The following is a 16346-nucleotide window of genomic DNA, read 5'->3' on the forward strand; positions in this document are numbered from 1 at the left end:
CCCGGCCCTTTCCCGTTACCGCCCCAGCTTCTGCCGGATTTTGTCGGATAGTTGGCGGGCCTCGGGATGACCCAGAACCACCGTGGCGAGACCGTAGGCGGCCGCACAGACTCCGATGAGGGGCAGCAGGCGCAGGGTCAACCCCGCCCGGCGGAAGGCGTGGGGAGTGTCCATCCCCAGCAGCCTCGCACCCGCCCAGGCCAGCAGGCCCATGAGGAGCGAGGCGGCCAAGGCCTTGGCCGTGGCGTTCAGGAGGGGGCGCAGGTTGAGGCCGGGCAGGCGCGGGCGCAGGCGCAGCAGCACGCCCAGCAGGCCGGCGAGGCTGGCGAGGCCATTGGCCAGGGCGAGACCACCGGTGCCGAGGGGCCTTAGCAGGGCGAGGCTGAGGGCCACATTCAACAGCAACGTTCCGCCAGCCAGGGCGGCGGGGCCACGGTAGTCCTTGAGGGCGTAGAGGGCCTGGTTGCCCAGCCGCTGGGCCGCCACGAAGACCAGGCCCACGGACTGGAACACCAGCGTCAGGGCCGTCCAGTCCGAAGCGGCTGGCGTGTAGGCGCCGGTGCGGAAGAGCAGGGCGCAGATGGGCCGTGACAGCACCGCCAGGCCCACGGAAGCGGGCAGCACCAGCAGGGCCGAGGCGGAAATGGATTGCGTGAGGCTGCGGTTCAGGGCCGGCCAGTCCCGGGCTTCGGCCTGGCGCGAGAGGGTGGGCAGGCCAGCGGTGGCGAGGCTCATGGCGAAGAGGCCCATGACCATTTCACTCATCATGCCGCTGTTGAAAAGCACGGTCTGGGCGCCGTTGGGCAGCTTCGAGGCGAGGGTGGTGCTGATGAGGGCGTTGATGGGGTAGATGCCTGCGGCCAGCAGGCCCGGGCCCATGCGCTTGAGGGTCTTGAACACCCATGGATCGCGCAGGTGCAGGCCGAAGGAGAGCCCGAAGCCTTCCTTCCGAATGGCGGGCAGCAGGACGAGGAGTTGGAGCACACCACCCGCCAGCACGGCAAGGGCGCACACGACGGCGACCGTCTCGTAGGGGACGCGCCCCGTCCGTTCCAGCACCCGGAGGCTCGTCCAGCCGAAGGCGATGAAGGCCAGGTTCCAGAAGATCGAGACCGACGCCGCGAGCGCAAAGCGGTGGCGCAGATTCAGCAGGCCCGCGAAGCCCGCGGTAAGGCTCACCAGGGCCAGGTAGGGAAACATGATCCGGCCCAGCCGGGTGGTCAACTCGCCCTGGACCTCGGGCCGCCCCAGGGTGAGCAGGCCGGCGAGGGGACCCATGAAGATCAGCACCAGGGCCACGCCGAGTAGCAGGATGGTCAGGAGGGTGCCGAGGAACCGGGCCGCCACGGCCCTCACGGCGGCTTCGCCCTCCGCGGCCTCGGCTTCCGCCAGCGTGGGCAGGAAGGCCGCGGTCATGGTGCCCTCGGCCGTGAAGCGGCGCAGGAGGTTGGGCAGGCGGAAGGCCACGAAGTAAGCGTCCGCCGCCGCGCCCGCCCCCAACACGTGACTAAGGAAGAAGGTCTGGAGCAGGCCGGTGAGCCGACTCAACAGGGTCATGAACCCCACGACTCCCGCGGAACGGAGCAGGCTGGGGCGGACGGGGGTGGGATCGCTCACGGTCGGCACTGGGCGAAGTGGTCCATGAGGCTCCCCGAATTGGAGCCGCTAGTCGGAATTGAACCAACGACCATCCGCTTACAAGGCGGGCGCTCTACCAACTGAGCTATAGCGGCACGGGATCCAGTCTATCGGATTTTGCGGCTTTGCTAAACGTCGTCGAGGAAGCCTGTGGCCGACCTGGTTATTATTCTCAGCGGTGCGGGGGCCCAATGTTCAGGCGACATTCAGTCGCCTGAACATGGACCCGCATCCGCTTCGACCCGCTACCGCGGATCCCCGACTGGATTCCGCTTCAGTTCTTCGAGGAAGCCCTCCATCCAATTGGTGGAGAAGGTGCCAGCGATGAAGTCGGGATGGTCCATGATGCGGCGATGCAGGGGCGCGGTGGTCTTGATGCCTTCGATCACCAGGGTGTCCAGGGCGCGGCGCATGCGGGCGATGGCCTCAGGGCGGTTGGCGCCGTAGGCGATGAGCTTCGCCACCATGGAGTCGTAGTGGGGGGGGATCACGGCGTCCTGGTGCATGGCGGTGTCCACGCGGATGCCGGGGCCGCCGGGGAAGTGCAGGGCCGTGATGCGGCCGGGGCAGGGCGTGAACTTGAAGGGATCCTCGGCATTGATGCGGCACTCGATGGCGTGGCCTTTCTGGACCACGTCTTCCTGCCGGAAGCTCAGCTTCTGGCCGGCGGCGATGCGGAGCTGCTCCTTCACGATGTCGATGCCCGTGACCAGCTCGGTGACGGGGTGCTCCACCTGGACGCGGGTGTTCATCTCCATGAAGAAGAAGTCGCCGCGCTTGTCGAGGAGGAACTCGATGGTGCCTGCATTGTAGTAACCCACGGACTTCGCGGCGCGCACGGCGGTGTCGCAGATGCGCTGGCGCAGGGCGGGATCGAGGACAGCGCTGGGGCTTTCCTCGATGAGCTTCTGATGGCGGCGCTGGATGGAGCACTCGCGCTCGCCGAGGTGCACCACGTTGCCGAAGAGGTCGCCCATGATCTGGACTTCGATGTGGCGCGGCTCCAAGAGGTACTTCTCCATGTAGACGCTGTCATCGCCGAAGGCGCCCTTGGCCTCGCTGCGGGCGTTGTTGTAGAGGTCCGGCAGCTCCTCGGGATTGTTGCAGATGCGCATGCCGCGTCCGCCGCCCCCCGCGCTGGCCTTGACGATGACGGGATAGCCGATCTGCTCGGCCACGATCAGGGCCTCTTCGACCGTCTCGATGATGCCGTCGCTGCCGGGCATGAGGGGCACGCCCGCGTCCAGCATGGTGGCCTTGGCCTGGGCCTTGTTGCCCATCTTGCGGATGATCTCGGGGCTGGGCCCGATGAAGGTGATGCCGCAGGCTTGGCAGACTTCCACGAAGTGCGCGTTCTCGCTGAGGAAGCCGTAGCCGGGATGGATGGCTTCGGCGCCGGTCACTTCCGCCGCCGCGATCACCTGGGGGATGTTGAGGTAGGACTTGGAGGACGGGGCGGGACCGATGCACACTTCCTCGTCCGCGAAGCGCACGTGCAGCGCATTGCGGTCGGCCTCGGAGTAGACGGCCACGGTCTGGATGCCCATCTCCTTGCAGGCCAGGATCACGCGCAGTGCGATCTCACCGCGGTTGGCGATGAGGATCTTCTTGAACGGCGGTTCGTCCGGCGCGGGGGGTGCGGGCTGCGAGCCCTTGCGCTTGATGGCGGAGGCCATGGCTAACCGATCCGGACCGCGAAGAGGCGCTCGCCGTATTCGACGGGAGTACCGTTTTCCACCAGCACCTTGACGATCTCACCAGCCACGTCGCACTCGATCTCGTTCATGAGTTTCATGGCCTCGACGATGCAGAGGGTCTGGCCAGGCTTCACGAAATCGCCGGGGGAGGCGTAGGGGGTCGCGGTGGGGTTGGAGGCGCGGTAGAAGGTGCCGACGATGGGACTGGTGACGTAGTGGATCCCTGGTTCCTCCGCGGGGGCCGCCGGCTGGGCCGCGGGAATCGCCATGGCAGGGAAAGGTTGAGGCGCGGGCGCGGCGAGCATGACCGGGGCGGCCTGGACCACGGGGACCGGGCCATCCTTCCGGATGCGGAAGCGCATGTCGCCGGCCTCGAACTCGAACTCCTGGAAGGGCTCCCGGCCGACCAGGGCGATGAGCGCCTTGATTTCCTCCAGGCCCAGGGGGCCACCCGAGGTGGTGCGGGGTGGGGTGGCCTTGGGGGCGGCCTTGAGGGCAGCAGGCTTGGGGGCCGGAGCGGGCTTCTTGGCGGCTGCAGATTTCTTGCGGGAGGTGCTCATCAGGGCTCCAACGATCGGATCAGGCTGGGGAAGGGAACGAGCATACCAAACCAGCCTGAGAGGGTCAGGTCACGATTCTTCGGGGGGATCCACGGCCAGGGCCTTCTTGCGCAGCCGGGGGCCGGTTTCTTCGGGGCGGAACTCTTTGCGGGCAGCATCCAGAATGCCATTGAGGAATTGCGTGCCTTCCTGGTCGCTGAATTCCTTCACGATCTCCAGGGCTTCGTTGATGACGATGGGGAAGGGCACTTCCTTGACGTACATCAGCTCGTAGAGCCCCAGCCGCAGCAGGTTGCGATCCACGGCGGCCATGCGGTGGATCTTCCAGTGCTCAGCGTACTTCGTCAGCACGCCGTCGATCTCGTCCATGTGGCCATGCACGCCGTCCACCAGCCGCCGGGCATAGTAGAAGGCATCCCGGTTCAGATCCTGGATGGCGTAGAAACCCGCAAACACCTGGTCCGGCTGGTAGCCGGTCAGGTCCATGGCATACAGCATTTGCAGGGCGTACTCGCGCCCTCGGCGACGGACACCCATCTACTTTCGCCCCTTGGTTCCAGCCTTCAGCGTGTGGGCGAGGTCGGCCATCTCAAGGACGCTCTGGGCGGCCTCCCAGCCCTTGTTGCCCATCTTGGCGCCGGCCCGATCGATGGCCTGCTCGACGCTGTCGGTGGTCAGCACGCCGAAGGACAGCGGCAAGCCGGTCTCCAGGGCCACCTGGGCGGCGCCCTTGGTGACCTCGGCGGCGATCATGTCGAAGTGGGGGGTGCCGCCGCGGATCACCGAGCCGAGCACGATGATGCCGGCGTAGCGGCCGCTCTGGGCGGCCAGCTTGGCCGCCTGCGGCAGCTCGAAGCTTCCCGGGACGCGGATGAGGTCCATCTGCTCCTCGTGGCCGCCGTGGCGGAGGATGCAGTCCTTCGCGCCCTCGATGAGGCGGTCGACGATGAAATCGTTCCAGCGCGAAGCCACCAGCGCGAAGCGATCGCCGTCGTGGACGCGGATGTGGCCCTCAAAGATCCCCATGGGAACCCCCCGAAAGGTGGTCAAGAACTGATGAGACTAGCATACCCCGCCTGAGCGGTCACCCGGAAAAGGCCCGGGGCATGGCTCCGGGCCTTTTCCGAGGTGGATAAAACCTAAACCTGGACGGTGTCGGCGATCTCGCGGAAGTCCGGGATCTGGTCGAAGTTCATGTAGCGGTAGATGTCGGCGGACTTCTGGCCGACGATGCCGACCTGCTCCATGTATTCGGCCACGGTGGGGATCCTGCCGATCAAGGCGCAGATGGCGGCCAGCTCCGCGGAGCCCAGGTAGACGCGGGTGTCGAGGCCCAGGCGGTTGGGGAAGTTGCGGGTGGAGGTGGACATGGCCGTGCTGCCCTTGCGGATCTGGGCCTGGTTGCCCATGCACAGCGAGCAGCCGGGCATCTCCATGCGGGCGCCCGTGCGGCCGAGGATGCCGTAGTAGCCCTCCTGGGTGAGGACATACTCGTCCATCTTGGTGGGCGGGGCGATCCAGAGCCGGGTGGGGATGTCGCTCTTGCCGTCCAGCAGCTTCCCGGCGGCGCGGAAGTGGCCGATGTTGGTCATGCAGGAGCCGATGAACACCTCGTCGATCTTGTCGCCAGCGACCGTGGACAGGAGCTTGACGTCGTCCGGATCGTTGGGGCAGGCCACCAGGGGTTCCTTGACATCGGCGAGGTTGATCTCGATGACGGCGGCGTACTCGGCATCCGCATCGGGCGCCAGCAGCTCGGGCTTGGCGATCCAGGCCTGCATGGCCTTGATGCGGTTCTCCAGGGTCTGGCGGTGCTCGTAGCCGTTGGCGATCATCCACTTCATGAGCGTGATGTTCGAGGTCATGTACTCGATGATCGGTTCCTTGTCCAAGCGCACGGCGCAGCCGGCGGCGGACCGCTCGGCGGAGGCGTCAGACAGCTCGAAGGCCTGTTCCACCTTCAGCTTGGGCAGCCCCTCGATCTCGAGGATGCGGCCGCTGAAGATGTTCTTCTTGCCCTTCTTCTCGACGGTGAGGAGGCCCTGCTGGATGGCGTAGTAGGGGATGGCGTTCACCAGGTCGCGGAGGGTCACGCCGGGCTGCAGCTCACCCTTGAAGCGCACCAGCACGGACTCCGGCATGTCCAGGGGCATGACGCCCGTGGCGGCAGCGAAGGCCACCAGGCCCGAGCCCGCGGGGAAGGAGATGCCGATGGGGAAGCGGGTGTGGGAGTCGCCGCCGGTGCCAACCGTATCGGGCAGGAGCAGGCGGTTCAGCCAGCTGTGGATGACGCCGTCTCCGGGCTTCAGCGACACGCCGCCGCGGTTGGTGATGAAGGGCGGCAGCTCGCGGTGGGTCTTCACGTCCACAGGCTTGGGGTAGGGCGCGGTGTGACAGAAGGACTGCATCACCATGTCGGCGGAGAACTGCAGGCAGGCCAGGTCCTTCAGTTCGTCGCGGGTCATGGGGCCCGTGGTGTCCTGGGAACCCACGGTGGTCATCCTGGGCTCGCAGTAGGTGCCGGGGCGGATGCCGGCCACGCCACAGGCTTTGCCGACCATCTTCTGGGCCAGGCTGAAGCCCTTGCCGGTGTCCTTGGGGATTGCGGGCAGGCGGAAGGTGGTGGAGGCCGGCAGGCCCAGGGCCGCGCGGGCCTTGGCGGTGAGGCCGCGACCGATGATGAGGGGGATGCGGCCCCCGGCACGGACTTCGTCGAAGATGACGTCGGACTTCACCTTGAATTCGGCGATGACTTTGCCGTTCTTCAGGGCCTTGCCCTCGTAGGGGCGCAGCTCGATGACATCACCCATCTCCATGCCGTTGACGTCCAGCTCGATGGGCAGGGCGCCGGCATCTTCCATGGTGTTGTAGAAGATGGGGGCGATCTTGGAGCCGAGGCAGACGCCGCCGAAGCGTTTGTTGGGCACGAAGGGGATGTCCTCGCCCGTGAACCACAGCACGGAGTTGGTGGCGGACTTGCGGGAGGAACCCGTGCCCACCACGTCGCCCACGTAAGCCACCAGGTGGCCCTTGGCCTTGAGCGCTTCCAGCTGCTTGAGGGGGCCCACCTTGCCAGGCTCGTCAGGGTTGATGCCGGGGCGGGCGTTCTTCAGCATGGCCACGGCGTGGAGCGGGATGTCAGGGCGGCTCCACGCGTCGGGGGCCGGGGAGAGATCGTCGGTATTGGTTTCGCCGCTGACTTTGAAGACCGTCAGGGTCAGGCTCTGGGGCACCTCGGGGCGGCTGGTGAACCACTCGGCCTCGGCCCAGGACTTCAGCACGGCCTGGGCGTTCTTGTTCCCCGCATCAGCCTTGGCCTTCACGTCCGCGAAGGCGTCGAAGACCAGCAGGGTCTTCTTGAGGCCTTCGGCAGCGAGGGTGCCCACCTGGGCATCGTCCAGCAGGTCGATGAGGGGCTTCACGTTGAAGCCGCCCAGCATGGTGCCCAGCAGCTCCGTAGCCTTCTCGCGGGAGACCAGGGCCACCTTCTCCTTGCCGCTGGCCACACTGGCCAGGAAGGCAGCCTTCACCCGGGCGGCATCATCCACGCCAGCGGGGACGCGATGCGTCAGGAGATCCAGCAGGAAAGCCTCTTCGCCTTTGGGGGGCTTGGCCAGCAGCTCGGTGAGCTCAGCCGTCTGTGCCTCGGTGAGCGGCAGGGCGGGAATGCCAAGGGCGGCACGTTCGGCGACATGTTGGCGATAGGCTTGCAGCACGGTCAACTCCCCTGAGAACGCCACTGGGCGCGAACGGATGGCAGTGCGGGGCACCGTCCCCGCGTCGGCAGGCGCAGTCTCCCGCCACGTCCATTCTACATGGGCGGCCCTGGGGCATCTTCGGTCAGGGTTCTGATCGAGGCTAATTCCTAGTAGCCTGCCGCCTGGCCGTCCTTCCGCGACTCGCTGGCCCCGAAGTAGACCTTCTGTTTGGGATCCCACCGGATGGCCTGGTAGCCGCCGTAGCCACCGAACATCCAGCCCACGCCGTGGCCGCGGTTCATCAGCTCGCGGATGGTCTCGTAGGGGAAGCCACTCTCCAGCTGGATGGTACCTGGCAGCTTGCCCTTCTCGCCCGTGGGCTCAGGTGAGCCGTCGTGGCTCATGCGGGGCGCGTCGCCGGCCTCCTGGGCGTTCATGCCGAAGTCGATCAGGTTCATGACGATCTGGACATGGCCCATGGGCTGGAACTCGCCGCCCATGACGCCGTAGCTGAGGAAGGGCACGCCGTCCTTGGTGATGAAGCCCGGGATGATGGTGTGGAAGGGCCGCTTGCCGGGCGCGTAAGTGTTGGCATTGCCCTCTTCGAGGTTGAACAGCTCGCCGCGGTCCTGGAGGCAGAAGCCCAGGTCGCCGGGCGTCATGCCGCTGCCCATGCCGCGGTAGTTGCTCTGGATGAGGCTCACCATGTTGCCTTCGCCGTCGGCGGTGGTGAGGTAGACGGTGTCGCCTTCCTTCAGGGGCGGGTGGCCCGCCTCCAGGCGTCGCGACGCGCGGTCGCCGATGAGGGCCCGGCGCTGGGCGGCGTAGTCCTTCGAGAGCAGCCAGGACAGGGGCACCTTCATGAAATCCGCATCAGCATAGAACTTGGCCCGGTCCTCGAAGGCCAGCTTCTTGGCCTCCGCGAACAGGTGCACATGCTGGGGGCTGCCGAAGGGGATCTTCGAGAAGTCGTAGCCTTCGAGGATGTTGAGCATCTGGAGCGCGGCGATGCCCTGGCCGTTGGGGGGCAGTTCCCACACGTCGTAGCCGCGGTAGTTGACGCTCACCGGCTCCACCCAGTCCGAGTGATGGGCGGCCAGGTCGTCGTAGCTGAGGAAGCCGCCGTTGGCCTTCATGTAGGCGTCGATCTTCCGGGCGATCTCCCCCTTGTAGAAGGCGTCGCGGCCGTCCCTGGCCAGGAGCTCCAGGGTCCTGGCCAGGCGCGGGTTGCGGAATACTTCTCCGCTCACCGGTCCGCGCTTGCCGTCCACGGTGAAGGTTTTTAGGAAGCCCGGGTACTTGCCCAGCGCGGGCACGCTGCGGCCCCAGTAGTAGGCGATGAGCTCAGATACCGGGAACCCATCCTTGGCGTACCGGATGGCCGGCGCCAGCACCTGCGCCATGGGCAGCTTGCCGAACTTCTTGTGCAGCTCGAACCAGCCGTCCACGCAGCCGGGCACGCTCACGGGCAAGGGACCCTGGGCCGGGATGTGCTTGAGGCCCAGCTTCTTGAAATGGTCGAGGGTGAGGGACTTCGGCGAGCGCCCGCTGCCGTTGAGGCCATGCAGCTTCTTCGTCTTGGCGTCCCACACGATGGCGTAGAGGTCGCCGCCCATGCCGCTGCCCGTGGGCTCCATGAGGCCCAGGGCCGCGTCCGCCGCGATGGCCGCGTCCACGGCGGAGCCACCCTGCTTAAGCACATCCAGGGCGATCTGGGTCACCAGGGCCTGGCTGGTACAGGCCATGCCGTGCTGGGCCGCCACCTCGGAGCGGGTGGCGAAGGCCCGACCCGTGACCCGGTCCCCACCAAGCAGGGGGGACAGGACCACCAGGCTGGCGGCAACCGGGAGCAGGGAGCGGAACAGCGGGCGCATGGGATCTCCGGGCATCAATTCTGGTCGTCGTCCACGCCGGGCCAGCAGGTCTCGATGCCGCGACGGGTGGAGATCGCGGTGGTGAGGCCGGTCGGAGCGGCGAACTTGGGATCGAGGATTCGGGTGATCTGATCCTTCAGGTCATCGAGGTGGGCGCGGAGGGCCTTGTCGCCGCCGGGCCTGGCCACCAGGGCCTGAAGGGCCTTCAGCTCGGCGCGGACCACGCCGCGGGTGTCGTCGCTGGTGTTCACGGGCAGCTGGGACATGCCCAGCCCGCCCATGGCCAGGCTGGGGGCCGGCGCCTGGTTCAGCAGGTTGCCCAGGAGCTCCAGGTAGGCGCGCTGGAGGTTCCGGCGGGCGGGGGCGACCTTCGCCCCGGGGGCCTGGAGCTCGGTGAAGACGCCGCCACGCAGATCCGCCAGCAGCCGGGCGGCGGTGTAGGACTTGTCCCCCAGCAGAGTCTCCTGCTCTTCCAGGCGGGACAGGCGCGCGCGGTCCAGCAGGGTGGTCAGCACACCACGCTGGGCCGCGAGCAGTCGGGCCTGCCCCGCGTCGGGCTCCAGCTTGGCCAACAAGGCGGGATCCAGCAGCCAAGTGGGCGTCTTGAAGACGGCCCCGTTGAGGTAGTTCACAGCCTCGGCCTGGCGGGTCCGGGGCACGGGCGTGAACCGGCCGCCATCCTGCCCGGCGTGCTTGTTCTCGGTGTCGAAGCCGCCCACGAGCACGGCCACGTGGCCCAGCTCCCGGCGCCACTGGCCCCAGATGGCCTCGTAGAGGTGGGCGAAGTCCTTGAAATCCTCGCCGGGCTTCAGGGCGGCCTTCGGCAGGAACCCCATGATGCGCTGGAGGTTCTTCGTGCCGAGCGTCGTGGCCTTCACGGCGTCCGCGTCACCCACGGCTTCGGTCTGCTCGCCAGGATCGACGCCCGCGCCGCCGGCGGTGGAGAAGCGGAGCCAGGGCTCTGTCTCCTGGACCTTCAGCCACTCGTTGAGGGTGGCCTTCTCGTCATCGGCGGTCTTCGCCGCGGGAATGGGCGTGTAGCCCCACTTCACGGCGAAGGTGTCGTAGGGGCCGATCTTCGGGATCAGGTCTGCGGGGGCGAAGCCGTCCTCGGGCTGGGCCACGTAGTTGAAGCGGCAGTAGTCCATCAAGGTGGACACGTGGCCCATCTTCTTGACCCAGGCCTTGTCGCGGATCTTGTCGAAGGGATACTGGGAGCTGGCCTTGAAGTTGTGAGGGAAGCCCAGGGAGTGGCCCACCTCGTGGGTCACCACGTAGGCCAGCAGCTCGCCCATGAGGTCGTCTGGCATGGGCAGGGTCTGGGCCCGCTTGTCCAGGGGCGCCACCTGGGTGAAGTACCAGTCGCGCTGGAGCTGGAGGATGTTGTGGTAGATCACGATGTCGGCTTCGAGGATCTCGCCGGTGCGGGGGTCGCTGATGTGGGGCCCGTAGGCGTTGGCCACCGGCGAAGGCACCCCGCGGATCACCGAGTAGCGGGCGTCTCCGGCGTCGAAGTCAGGATCCTCCTCCTTGGACGGGGCCAGCTTGGCCACGATGGCCTGCTTGAAGCCGGCGGCCGCGAAGGCCGGCTGCCAGGCCTCCACGCCCTTCTTCACGAACGGTACCCACTGGGCCGGGGTGGCGCGATCGATGTAGAACGTGATGGGCTTGACGGGCTCGCTCACGGCGGCGGCGGGATCCTTCTTCTCCAGGCGCCAGCGGGTGATGTAGGTGCGGCGGGCAGCCTCATGCTCGGGGCGGCCATAGTCGGTGTTCCGCACGCTGAAGAAGCCCAGGCGCTCGTCGAAGACGCGGGGCATCATGGGCTTTTCCGGCAGCTCGACGAAGGAGTAGAACATCGTCACGGTGCCGCTGGTGCCGGGCCGCAGCGTGGGTGTGCCGAAGGGCGACGGTGCGGGGAAGGGCGCGGCGCCCGCGGGGCTGAAGGGCACGCTGTAAGTCTGCAGGGCTTCGATGTTCAGGTTGGCCGGGAAGGCCTTCACCTTGTCCACAAAGCTGCGCGAGGGGTCGAACAGCTGGGCGCCCAGCAGCTGGCGAGCGCTGTACTCGGGGATCTCCGTGGTGAACAGGCGGGTGGCCTCGATGACCGGTGAGCCGTCCTTGGCGAAGGCCTCCACGGGGAAGCTCATGAGAATGGTGCCGTTGGTGGAAGCATCCACGGCCTTGGCGATGGGCTGGGTTGGATCGGCCACCACCGAATGGGAGACTTGCTGGAGCAGGACCCGATGCTCCTTCAGCACCCAGCGCACGGTGTCCGCATCGAGCACCCGGCCAGCGTGGTCAATGTTGGCCGGGGTGCGGTTGGCCGAGACCACCAGCAGCAGTTCGCGATCCAGCCGCGCTTTGGGGATCTCCAAGTAGAGCTTGCCCTTCACCTGGTGGACCTTGATCAGGCCCTCCTGGGACTTGGCCTCGGCGGTGATGACCTTGTCGTAGGGTTTGGGTTCCGCTGGCTCCGGTGCGGCCGCCGGCCGCGGCGCGGCGGTGCCCCCATTGGTGGGCGGAGCTTGGATGGTAGGACGCTGGGCGGTGAGCAGGCTGGCCGCGAGGGCCAAGGCGAGGCTGGTCAGGCATCGGGAAGACATGGGGACTCCAGGGGATCTGGCCCATGATAGACAGGCTTGCCTCGCAATTCGAGGCTTATGATCGAGATGCCCTTGGAGCCTTCCCTGGCGGGCCAGGAGGATGTGACACTGGGCCCGAGGTGCCCATGCCCTTCGACGCCGCCACCCGGGAAGCTCATCTCACTCGCTATCGCCAGGGACCCACGCTGCTCCGCCAGGCCTGGGAGGACATGCCGGCGGAGGCTCGCACCTGGCAGCCCGGCGAAGGCAAGTGGAGCGCCCACGAGGTGGTGGTGCATTGCGCGGACTCGGAGACCTATGCGGCCATCCGCATCCGGCTCCTGCTGGCCGAGCCCGAACCGCTCATCGTGGGCTACGACGAGAATGCCTGGGCGAAGCGGTTCGACTACCACGCTGCCGATCCGGAGCTGGCCCTGCGACTGATCGAGATGGTGCGGGCCCACACCGCGGCCACCCTCGACCGGTTGCCGGAAGAGGCCTGGGGCCGCATGGGGCAGCACACGCACAGCGGCACCTACGGCACCGATGACTGGCTGCGGAGCTACGCAGCCCACCTGGAGATCCACACCGCCCAGATCCAGCGGAACCTGGCGGCCTGGCAACAGCGATAGCTCACCGGCCCCCACTATTCCTCACCGATAGAAGCATTTAATCTCCAATCAGCCGGAACCACCCCAGGAGGACCCATGCCCCTCGTTCGCATCTCCCACCGGGCTGGAGTGACGGATGCCTATCGCCGGGCCCTGTCGGATGGCGTACAGGAGGCCCTGGCCACGGCCATGAAGGTGCCTGCCGACGACCGCTTCCACATCCTTACGGAGCACGCCACGGGGCTGATCTTCGACTCACATTACCTTGGCATTGAGCGAACGCCCGAATGGGTGGCCATCCAGATCACGCTTCGGAAGGGGCGCACCGTGGAGATGAAGCAGGCGCTGTACCGTCGGATCGTCGAGAACCTCGCAAAGGATCCGGGCCTCCGTTCCGAGGATGTGATGATCAGCCTGATGGAGAACGACCTGGCCGACTGGTCCTTCGGGAAGGGTGAAGCCCAATATGTCCGCTGACCTCGACCTGGAGGCCTACCTGCGGCGCATCGGTTTTTCCGGCGAGGCGCGGCCGGACGTGGCGACCCTGCGGGCCCTGCACCAGGCCCACGCCTCGACCATCCCCTTCGAGAACCTGGACGTGCAGATGGGGCTGCCCATCCGGCTGGATCTGGCCTCGCTCCAGGCCAAGCTGGTGCAGCGCCGCCGCGGCGGCTACTGCTTCGAGCAGAACAGCCTGTTCCTGGCGGTCCTGCGGCGGGTGGGCTTCGCCGTCATCCCTTGCGAAGCGCGTGTGCGCCGGGGCGCCACCACCCTGCTCCCCCGCACCCACATGCTGCTGATCGTGCAGGCCGGGGGAGGCCGATGGCTCTGCGACGTGGGCTTCGGCGGCGATGGTCCGCTGCTCCCCGTGCCCCTGGATGGCCAGGCCCACGCCCAGTTCCTCAGCACCTTCCGCGTGGTCGAGGAGGCGGATGGGGAACGGCTGAACGTGCTCCAGTCCTTCCAGAACGGCGCATGGGTGGACCTCTACGCCTTCCGCCCCGAGGAGCGGTTCCCGGTCGACTACGAGATGGCCAACCACTACACCAGCACTCACCCCGAGTCCCGGTTCGTGAAGACATTGACTGCCCAGCTCGTCGGGCCCGACGTGCGCCGCATCCTCCGGAATCGCGCCTACGCTGAAATCCGGGGCAGCGAGGTGAGCGGTCGCGAGTTGGCGCCGGAGGAGGTGATCCCCGTCCTGCGGGAGACCTTCGGCCTGGATGTGCCCGAGGGGGCGAGGTTCCGGGCCTTCGAGGACTGATCCGGCTCAGCTCCCGTAACGCTCGGGGAGGGCGGCCAATTCCCGGGAGAGGTCGCCGGTCAACCGCCGCCGCTGCTCCTCGGGGAACTGCCCAGCCAGGGAGTAGATCCGGTTTTCCTCGAGGGTGTTGTGGCTGGTCAGCCGCTGGTGGACCGACGCCAGGGTGGCTTTCACCGCAGTCCAGTCCACAACGGGGCTTTTCAGGGCATTCACAGCTGTGGCCAGGGAGGACATGAAGAAATCATGATCCTCGCGCAGGGACTGGAGGGTGGCTCCCAGGTCCGGCTGGGCTTCCGCCACGGCGGGGAAGAGCACCCTGTGCTCCGCACGGATATGCACGGCCAGACGCATCCAAATCCTGTCCAGGGCGTGGTGGGCCTCGGCTTGGAGCTTGTGCTCCACGGCGGCCCGGGCCTGCCCGAACAGATGGTCGATCTCGTGGTGGTCCGCCGTCAGCTTGGCGGCGAGGGGATCCGGGGATTCTTTCCGGCCGTCGTGCACGGCTTCAATGATGTGCTCGGCCTTGCCAGATTCGAAGATTTTCTGCAGTTCCAGGAAGGTGGCGCCCAGGGCGGAACCCTGGGCCCTCCGCTTGCGCCAGTAGATCCAGCCGCGGCTTTCCATCCAAAGCCCCAGGCGATCCAGGAGGCCGAGGGCCACGAAGACGAGGGCGATCGCGAGGAGGGGGTCGGGTGGCGAGATGGACACGGGCCTCCTTCCGATTGGTGGAATCATGGTGCCATGTCCAAGGCCCCGTCCACCAATGCGACACGTCTGCTCAGGCAGGCTGGCGTGCCCTACACCGAACACTTCTACCGCTACGAGGACCACGGTGGCACGGCCGTGAGCGCCCGGGAGCTGGGCGTGGCCGAGCATGCCGTCATCAAAACCCTGGTGATGGAGGACGACAAGGGGGCGCCCCTCATCATCCTCATGCACGGGGATCGCGAGGTGAGCACCAAGGAACTTGCCCGGCAGATCGGGGCGAAGTCCGTGCAGCCCTGCAAGCCCGAGGTGGCCAACCGCCACAGCGGCTACCTGGTGGGGGGCACCAGCCCCTTCGGCACGAAGAAGCCCATGCCCGTGCACGCCGAGGCCACGATCTTCGAGCTGGACCGCATCTACCTCAACGGCGGCAGCCGCGGCTTCCTTGTGGGGCTGGATCCGAAAGAGCTGGACAAGGTGCTGAAGGTGAATCGCGTGACAGTGGCGATTCCATAGGCGCCGGCAGACCTGTGAGTGAGTTGTCTAACCGCAGATGACGCAGATTCCGCAGATGAAATGCAGAAAGTGCTGAAAGCCAAATCATCTTTGTCTTTCTCTGCGCCATCTGCGTCATCTGCGGTTAAAAAGATTTGTTCGTTCCCCGCGGACCTTCGGAGGACTTCACGATGCGAACCAAGCGCCCCCTCGGCCGCACGGGCCTCTCGATCTCACCGCTGATCTTCGGCGGAAACGTGTTTGGCTGGACCGTCGATAAGCCGACCTCCTTCGACCTCCTCGACCACTTCACGGCTGCCGGCTTCGAGACGGTGGATACCGCCGACGTGTACTCATACTGGAAGCCCGGCAATGTGGGCGGTGAGTCGGAAACCATCCTTGGCGAGTGGATGCGCGCCCGTGGCTGTCGTGACCGGATCACCCTGATCACCAAGGTCGGCATGCCGATGGCACCGGACCGGAAGGGCCTGTCGGCGGCCTGGATCGAGCGCGCGGTGGAAGACTCCTTGCGAAGGCTGCAGACCGATTACCTCGACGTCTACCTGTCCCACAAGTTCGATCCTGATGCACCGCAAGAGGAAACCCTCGCCGCCTACCAGAAGCTGATCGCGGCGGGCAAGGTGCGGGCCATCGGGGCCTCCAACTTCGACGCGGCTCAGCTGCGCGCAGCCCTGGATGTGGCCGAAGCCAAGGGCTTGCCGCGCTACGAGGTGCTGCAGCCGGAGTACAACCTTTACGACCGTCAAAAGTACGATGGCGCGTTACGCGAGCTGGCCATGACTGAGGGCCTCGGCGTCATCACCTACTACAGCCTGGCCAGGGGCTTTCTCAGCGGCAAGTACCGCAGCGAAGCCGACCTCGGGTTGAGCCCGCGAGGGGGCGGCATCAAGGCCTACCTCAATGAACGTGGCTTTCGCACGCTTCAGGCGCTCGACGAAGTGGCCCGCCGGCACGGGGCGAAACCAGCTGAGGTGGCCCTGGCCTGGCTGATGGCCCGCCTGGGGGTCACCGCGCCCATCGCCAGCGCCACCAGCCTGGGCCAGGTGGACAGCCTCATCAAGGCCGCCTCCCTGGCACTGGCTGCGGAGGACATGGCCGTGTTGGAGGAGGCCAGCCGGTACTGAGAGCGCTCATTCCATTTACCCATCTGGTGTGCAGATTGCATGGGGAGGTGTGGGCTGGGGCCTGGAGGCTCCGG

General features: G+C 66.8%; 14 protein-coding genes and 1 tRNA gene. 5 read left to right on the forward strand and 10 right to left on the reverse strand.

Annotated features, from left to right (window positions below; all coding sequences use genetic code 11):
* Nucleotides 1-15: 15 nt before the first annotated feature.
* The 9 genes from murJ to NOV74_RS10285 form a co-directional block, all read right to left on the reverse strand.
* Nucleotides 16-1617 carry a murein biosynthesis integral membrane protein MurJ gene (gene murJ / locus NOV74_RS10245; protein ID WP_257311866.1) on the reverse strand — a complete coding sequence of 534 codons (1602 nt, stop codon included), beginning with the start codon at nt 1615-1617 and terminating at the stop codon, nt 16-18.
* A 40-nt stretch (nt 1618-1657) separates the two neighbouring features.
* Nucleotides 1658-1733: transfer RNA gene (locus NOV74_RS10250), tRNA-Thr, on the reverse strand.
* Nucleotides 1734-1883: 150 nt separating this feature from the next.
* Nucleotides 1884-3314: an acetyl-CoA carboxylase biotin carboxylase subunit gene (gene accC, locus NOV74_RS10255; protein WP_257311869.1), complete on the reverse strand. Its 1431-nt coding sequence runs from the start codon at nt 3312-3314 to the stop codon at nt 1884-1886.
* 2 nt (nt 3315-3316) lie between these two features.
* Nucleotides 3317-3895, reverse strand: coding sequence for an acetyl-CoA carboxylase biotin carboxyl carrier protein (gene accB, locus NOV74_RS10260; RefSeq protein WP_257311872.1), 579 nt, complete (start codon nt 3893-3895; stop codon nt 3317-3319).
* Between the two features lie 69 nt (nt 3896-3964).
* A complete protein-coding gene (nusB, locus tag NOV74_RS10265; RefSeq protein WP_257311875.1) occupies nt 3965-4432 on the reverse strand; it encodes a transcription antitermination factor NusB in 468 nt (155 codons plus the stop codon).
* Entirely contained in the window at nt 4433-4921 is a 489-nt protein-coding gene (ribH, locus tag NOV74_RS10270; protein ID WP_257311878.1) for a 6,7-dimethyl-8-ribityllumazine synthase, read from the reverse strand.
* Nucleotides 4922-5034: 113 nt separating this feature from the next.
* On the reverse strand, nt 5035-7611 hold the full coding sequence (gene acnB, locus NOV74_RS10275; protein WP_257311882.1) for a bifunctional aconitate hydratase 2/2-methylisocitrate dehydratase: 2577 nt from the start codon (nt 7609-7611) through the stop codon (nt 5035-5037).
* A 149-nt stretch (nt 7612-7760) separates the two neighbouring features.
* Nucleotides 7761-9467, reverse strand: a complete 1707-nt coding sequence (ggt, locus tag NOV74_RS10280) for a gamma-glutamyltransferase (RefSeq protein WP_257311884.1) — start codon at nt 9465-9467, stop codon at nt 7761-7763.
* 14 nt (nt 9468-9481) lie between these two features.
* On the reverse strand, nt 9482-12073 hold the full coding sequence (locus NOV74_RS10285) for a zinc-dependent metalloprotease (protein ID WP_257311887.1): 2592 nt from the start codon (nt 12071-12073) through the stop codon (nt 9482-9484).
* Between the two features lie 125 nt (nt 12074-12198).
* Here NOV74_RS10285 and NOV74_RS10290 point away from each other — a divergent pair, with 125 nt between their 5' ends.
* The 3 genes from NOV74_RS10290 (at nt 12199) to NOV74_RS10300 (ending at nt 13927) form a co-directional block, all read left to right on the forward strand.
* Nucleotides 12199-12684, forward strand: coding sequence for a DinB family protein (locus NOV74_RS10290; protein ID WP_257311890.1), 486 nt, complete (start codon nt 12199-12201; stop codon nt 12682-12684).
* Nucleotides 12685-12759: 75 nt separating this feature from the next.
* A complete protein-coding gene (locus tag NOV74_RS10295; RefSeq protein WP_257311893.1) occupies nt 12760-13140 on the forward strand; it encodes a tautomerase family protein in 381 nt (126 codons plus the stop codon).
* Nucleotides 13130-13927, forward strand: coding sequence for an arylamine N-acetyltransferase family protein (locus NOV74_RS10300; RefSeq protein WP_257311895.1), 798 nt, complete (start codon nt 13130-13132; stop codon nt 13925-13927). The genes NOV74_RS10295 and NOV74_RS10300 overlap by 11 nt, the downstream gene beginning before the upstream one ends.
* Before the next feature lie 6 nt (nt 13928-13933).
* Here the strand turns inward: NOV74_RS10300 and NOV74_RS10305 are convergent, their stop codons facing one another.
* Entirely contained in the window at nt 13934-14635 is a 702-nt protein-coding gene (locus NOV74_RS10305) for a hemerythrin domain-containing protein (RefSeq protein WP_257311898.1), read from the reverse strand.
* Nucleotides 14636-14668: 33 nt separating this feature from the next.
* Between NOV74_RS10305 and ybaK the strand changes: the two genes are divergently transcribed.
* Both ybaK and NOV74_RS10315 read left to right on the forward strand, forming a co-directional pair.
* Nucleotides 14669-15148: a Cys-tRNA(Pro) deacylase gene (gene ybaK, locus NOV74_RS10310; RefSeq protein WP_257311901.1), complete on the forward strand. Its 480-nt coding sequence runs from the start codon at nt 14669-14671 to the stop codon at nt 15146-15148.
* A 170-nt stretch (nt 15149-15318) separates the two neighbouring features.
* A complete protein-coding gene (locus tag NOV74_RS10315; RefSeq protein ID WP_257311904.1) occupies nt 15319-16272 on the forward strand; it encodes an aldo/keto reductase in 954 nt (317 codons plus the stop codon).
* Nucleotides 16273-16346: the final 74 nt, after the last annotated feature.

Origin of the sequence: Geothrix fuzhouensis (genome assembly GCF_024609325.1) — a bacterium.
Classification (GTDB): Bacteria; Acidobacteriota; Holophagae; order Holophagales; family Holophagaceae; genus Geothrix; species Geothrix fuzhouensis.

Bases quoted from the DNA above. Each gene is read 5' to 3' on its own strand.
- accC (WP_257311869.1), bottom strand. From the start codon at position 3,314: ATGGCCTCCGCCATCAAGCGCAAGGGCTCGCAGCCCGCACCCCCCGCG.
- accB (WP_257311872.1), bottom strand. From the start codon at position 3,895: ATGAGCACCTCCCGCAAGAAATCTGCAGCCGCCAAGAAGCCCGCTCCG.
- nusB (WP_257311875.1), bottom strand. From the start codon at position 4,432: ATGGGTGTCCGTCGCCGAGGGCGCGAGTACGCCCTGCAAATGCTGTAT.
- ribH (WP_257311878.1), bottom strand. From the start codon at position 4,921: ATGGGGATCTTTGAGGGCCACATCCGCGTCCACGACGGCGATCGCTTC.
- ggt (WP_257311884.1), bottom strand. From the start codon at position 9,467: ATGCGCCCGCTGTTCCGCTCCCTGCTCCCGGTTGCCGCCAGCCTGGTG.
- NOV74_RS10285 (WP_257311887.1), bottom strand. From the start codon at position 12,073: ATGTCTTCCCGATGCCTGACCAGCCTCGCCTTGGCCCTCGCGGCCAGC.
- NOV74_RS10290 (WP_257311890.1), top strand. From the start codon at position 12,199: ATGCCCTTCGACGCCGCCACCCGGGAAGCTCATCTCACTCGCTATCGC.
- NOV74_RS10295 (WP_257311893.1), top strand. From the start codon at position 12,760: ATGCCCCTCGTTCGCATCTCCCACCGGGCTGGAGTGACGGATGCCTAT.
- NOV74_RS10300 (WP_257311895.1), top strand. From the start codon at position 13,130: ATGTCCGCTGACCTCGACCTGGAGGCCTACCTGCGGCGCATCGGTTTT.
- ybaK (WP_257311901.1), top strand. From the start codon at position 14,669: ATGTCCAAGGCCCCGTCCACCAATGCGACACGTCTGCTCAGGCAGGCT.
- NOV74_RS10315 (WP_257311904.1), top strand. From the start codon at position 15,319: ATGCGAACCAAGCGCCCCCTCGGCCGCACGGGCCTCTCGATCTCACCG.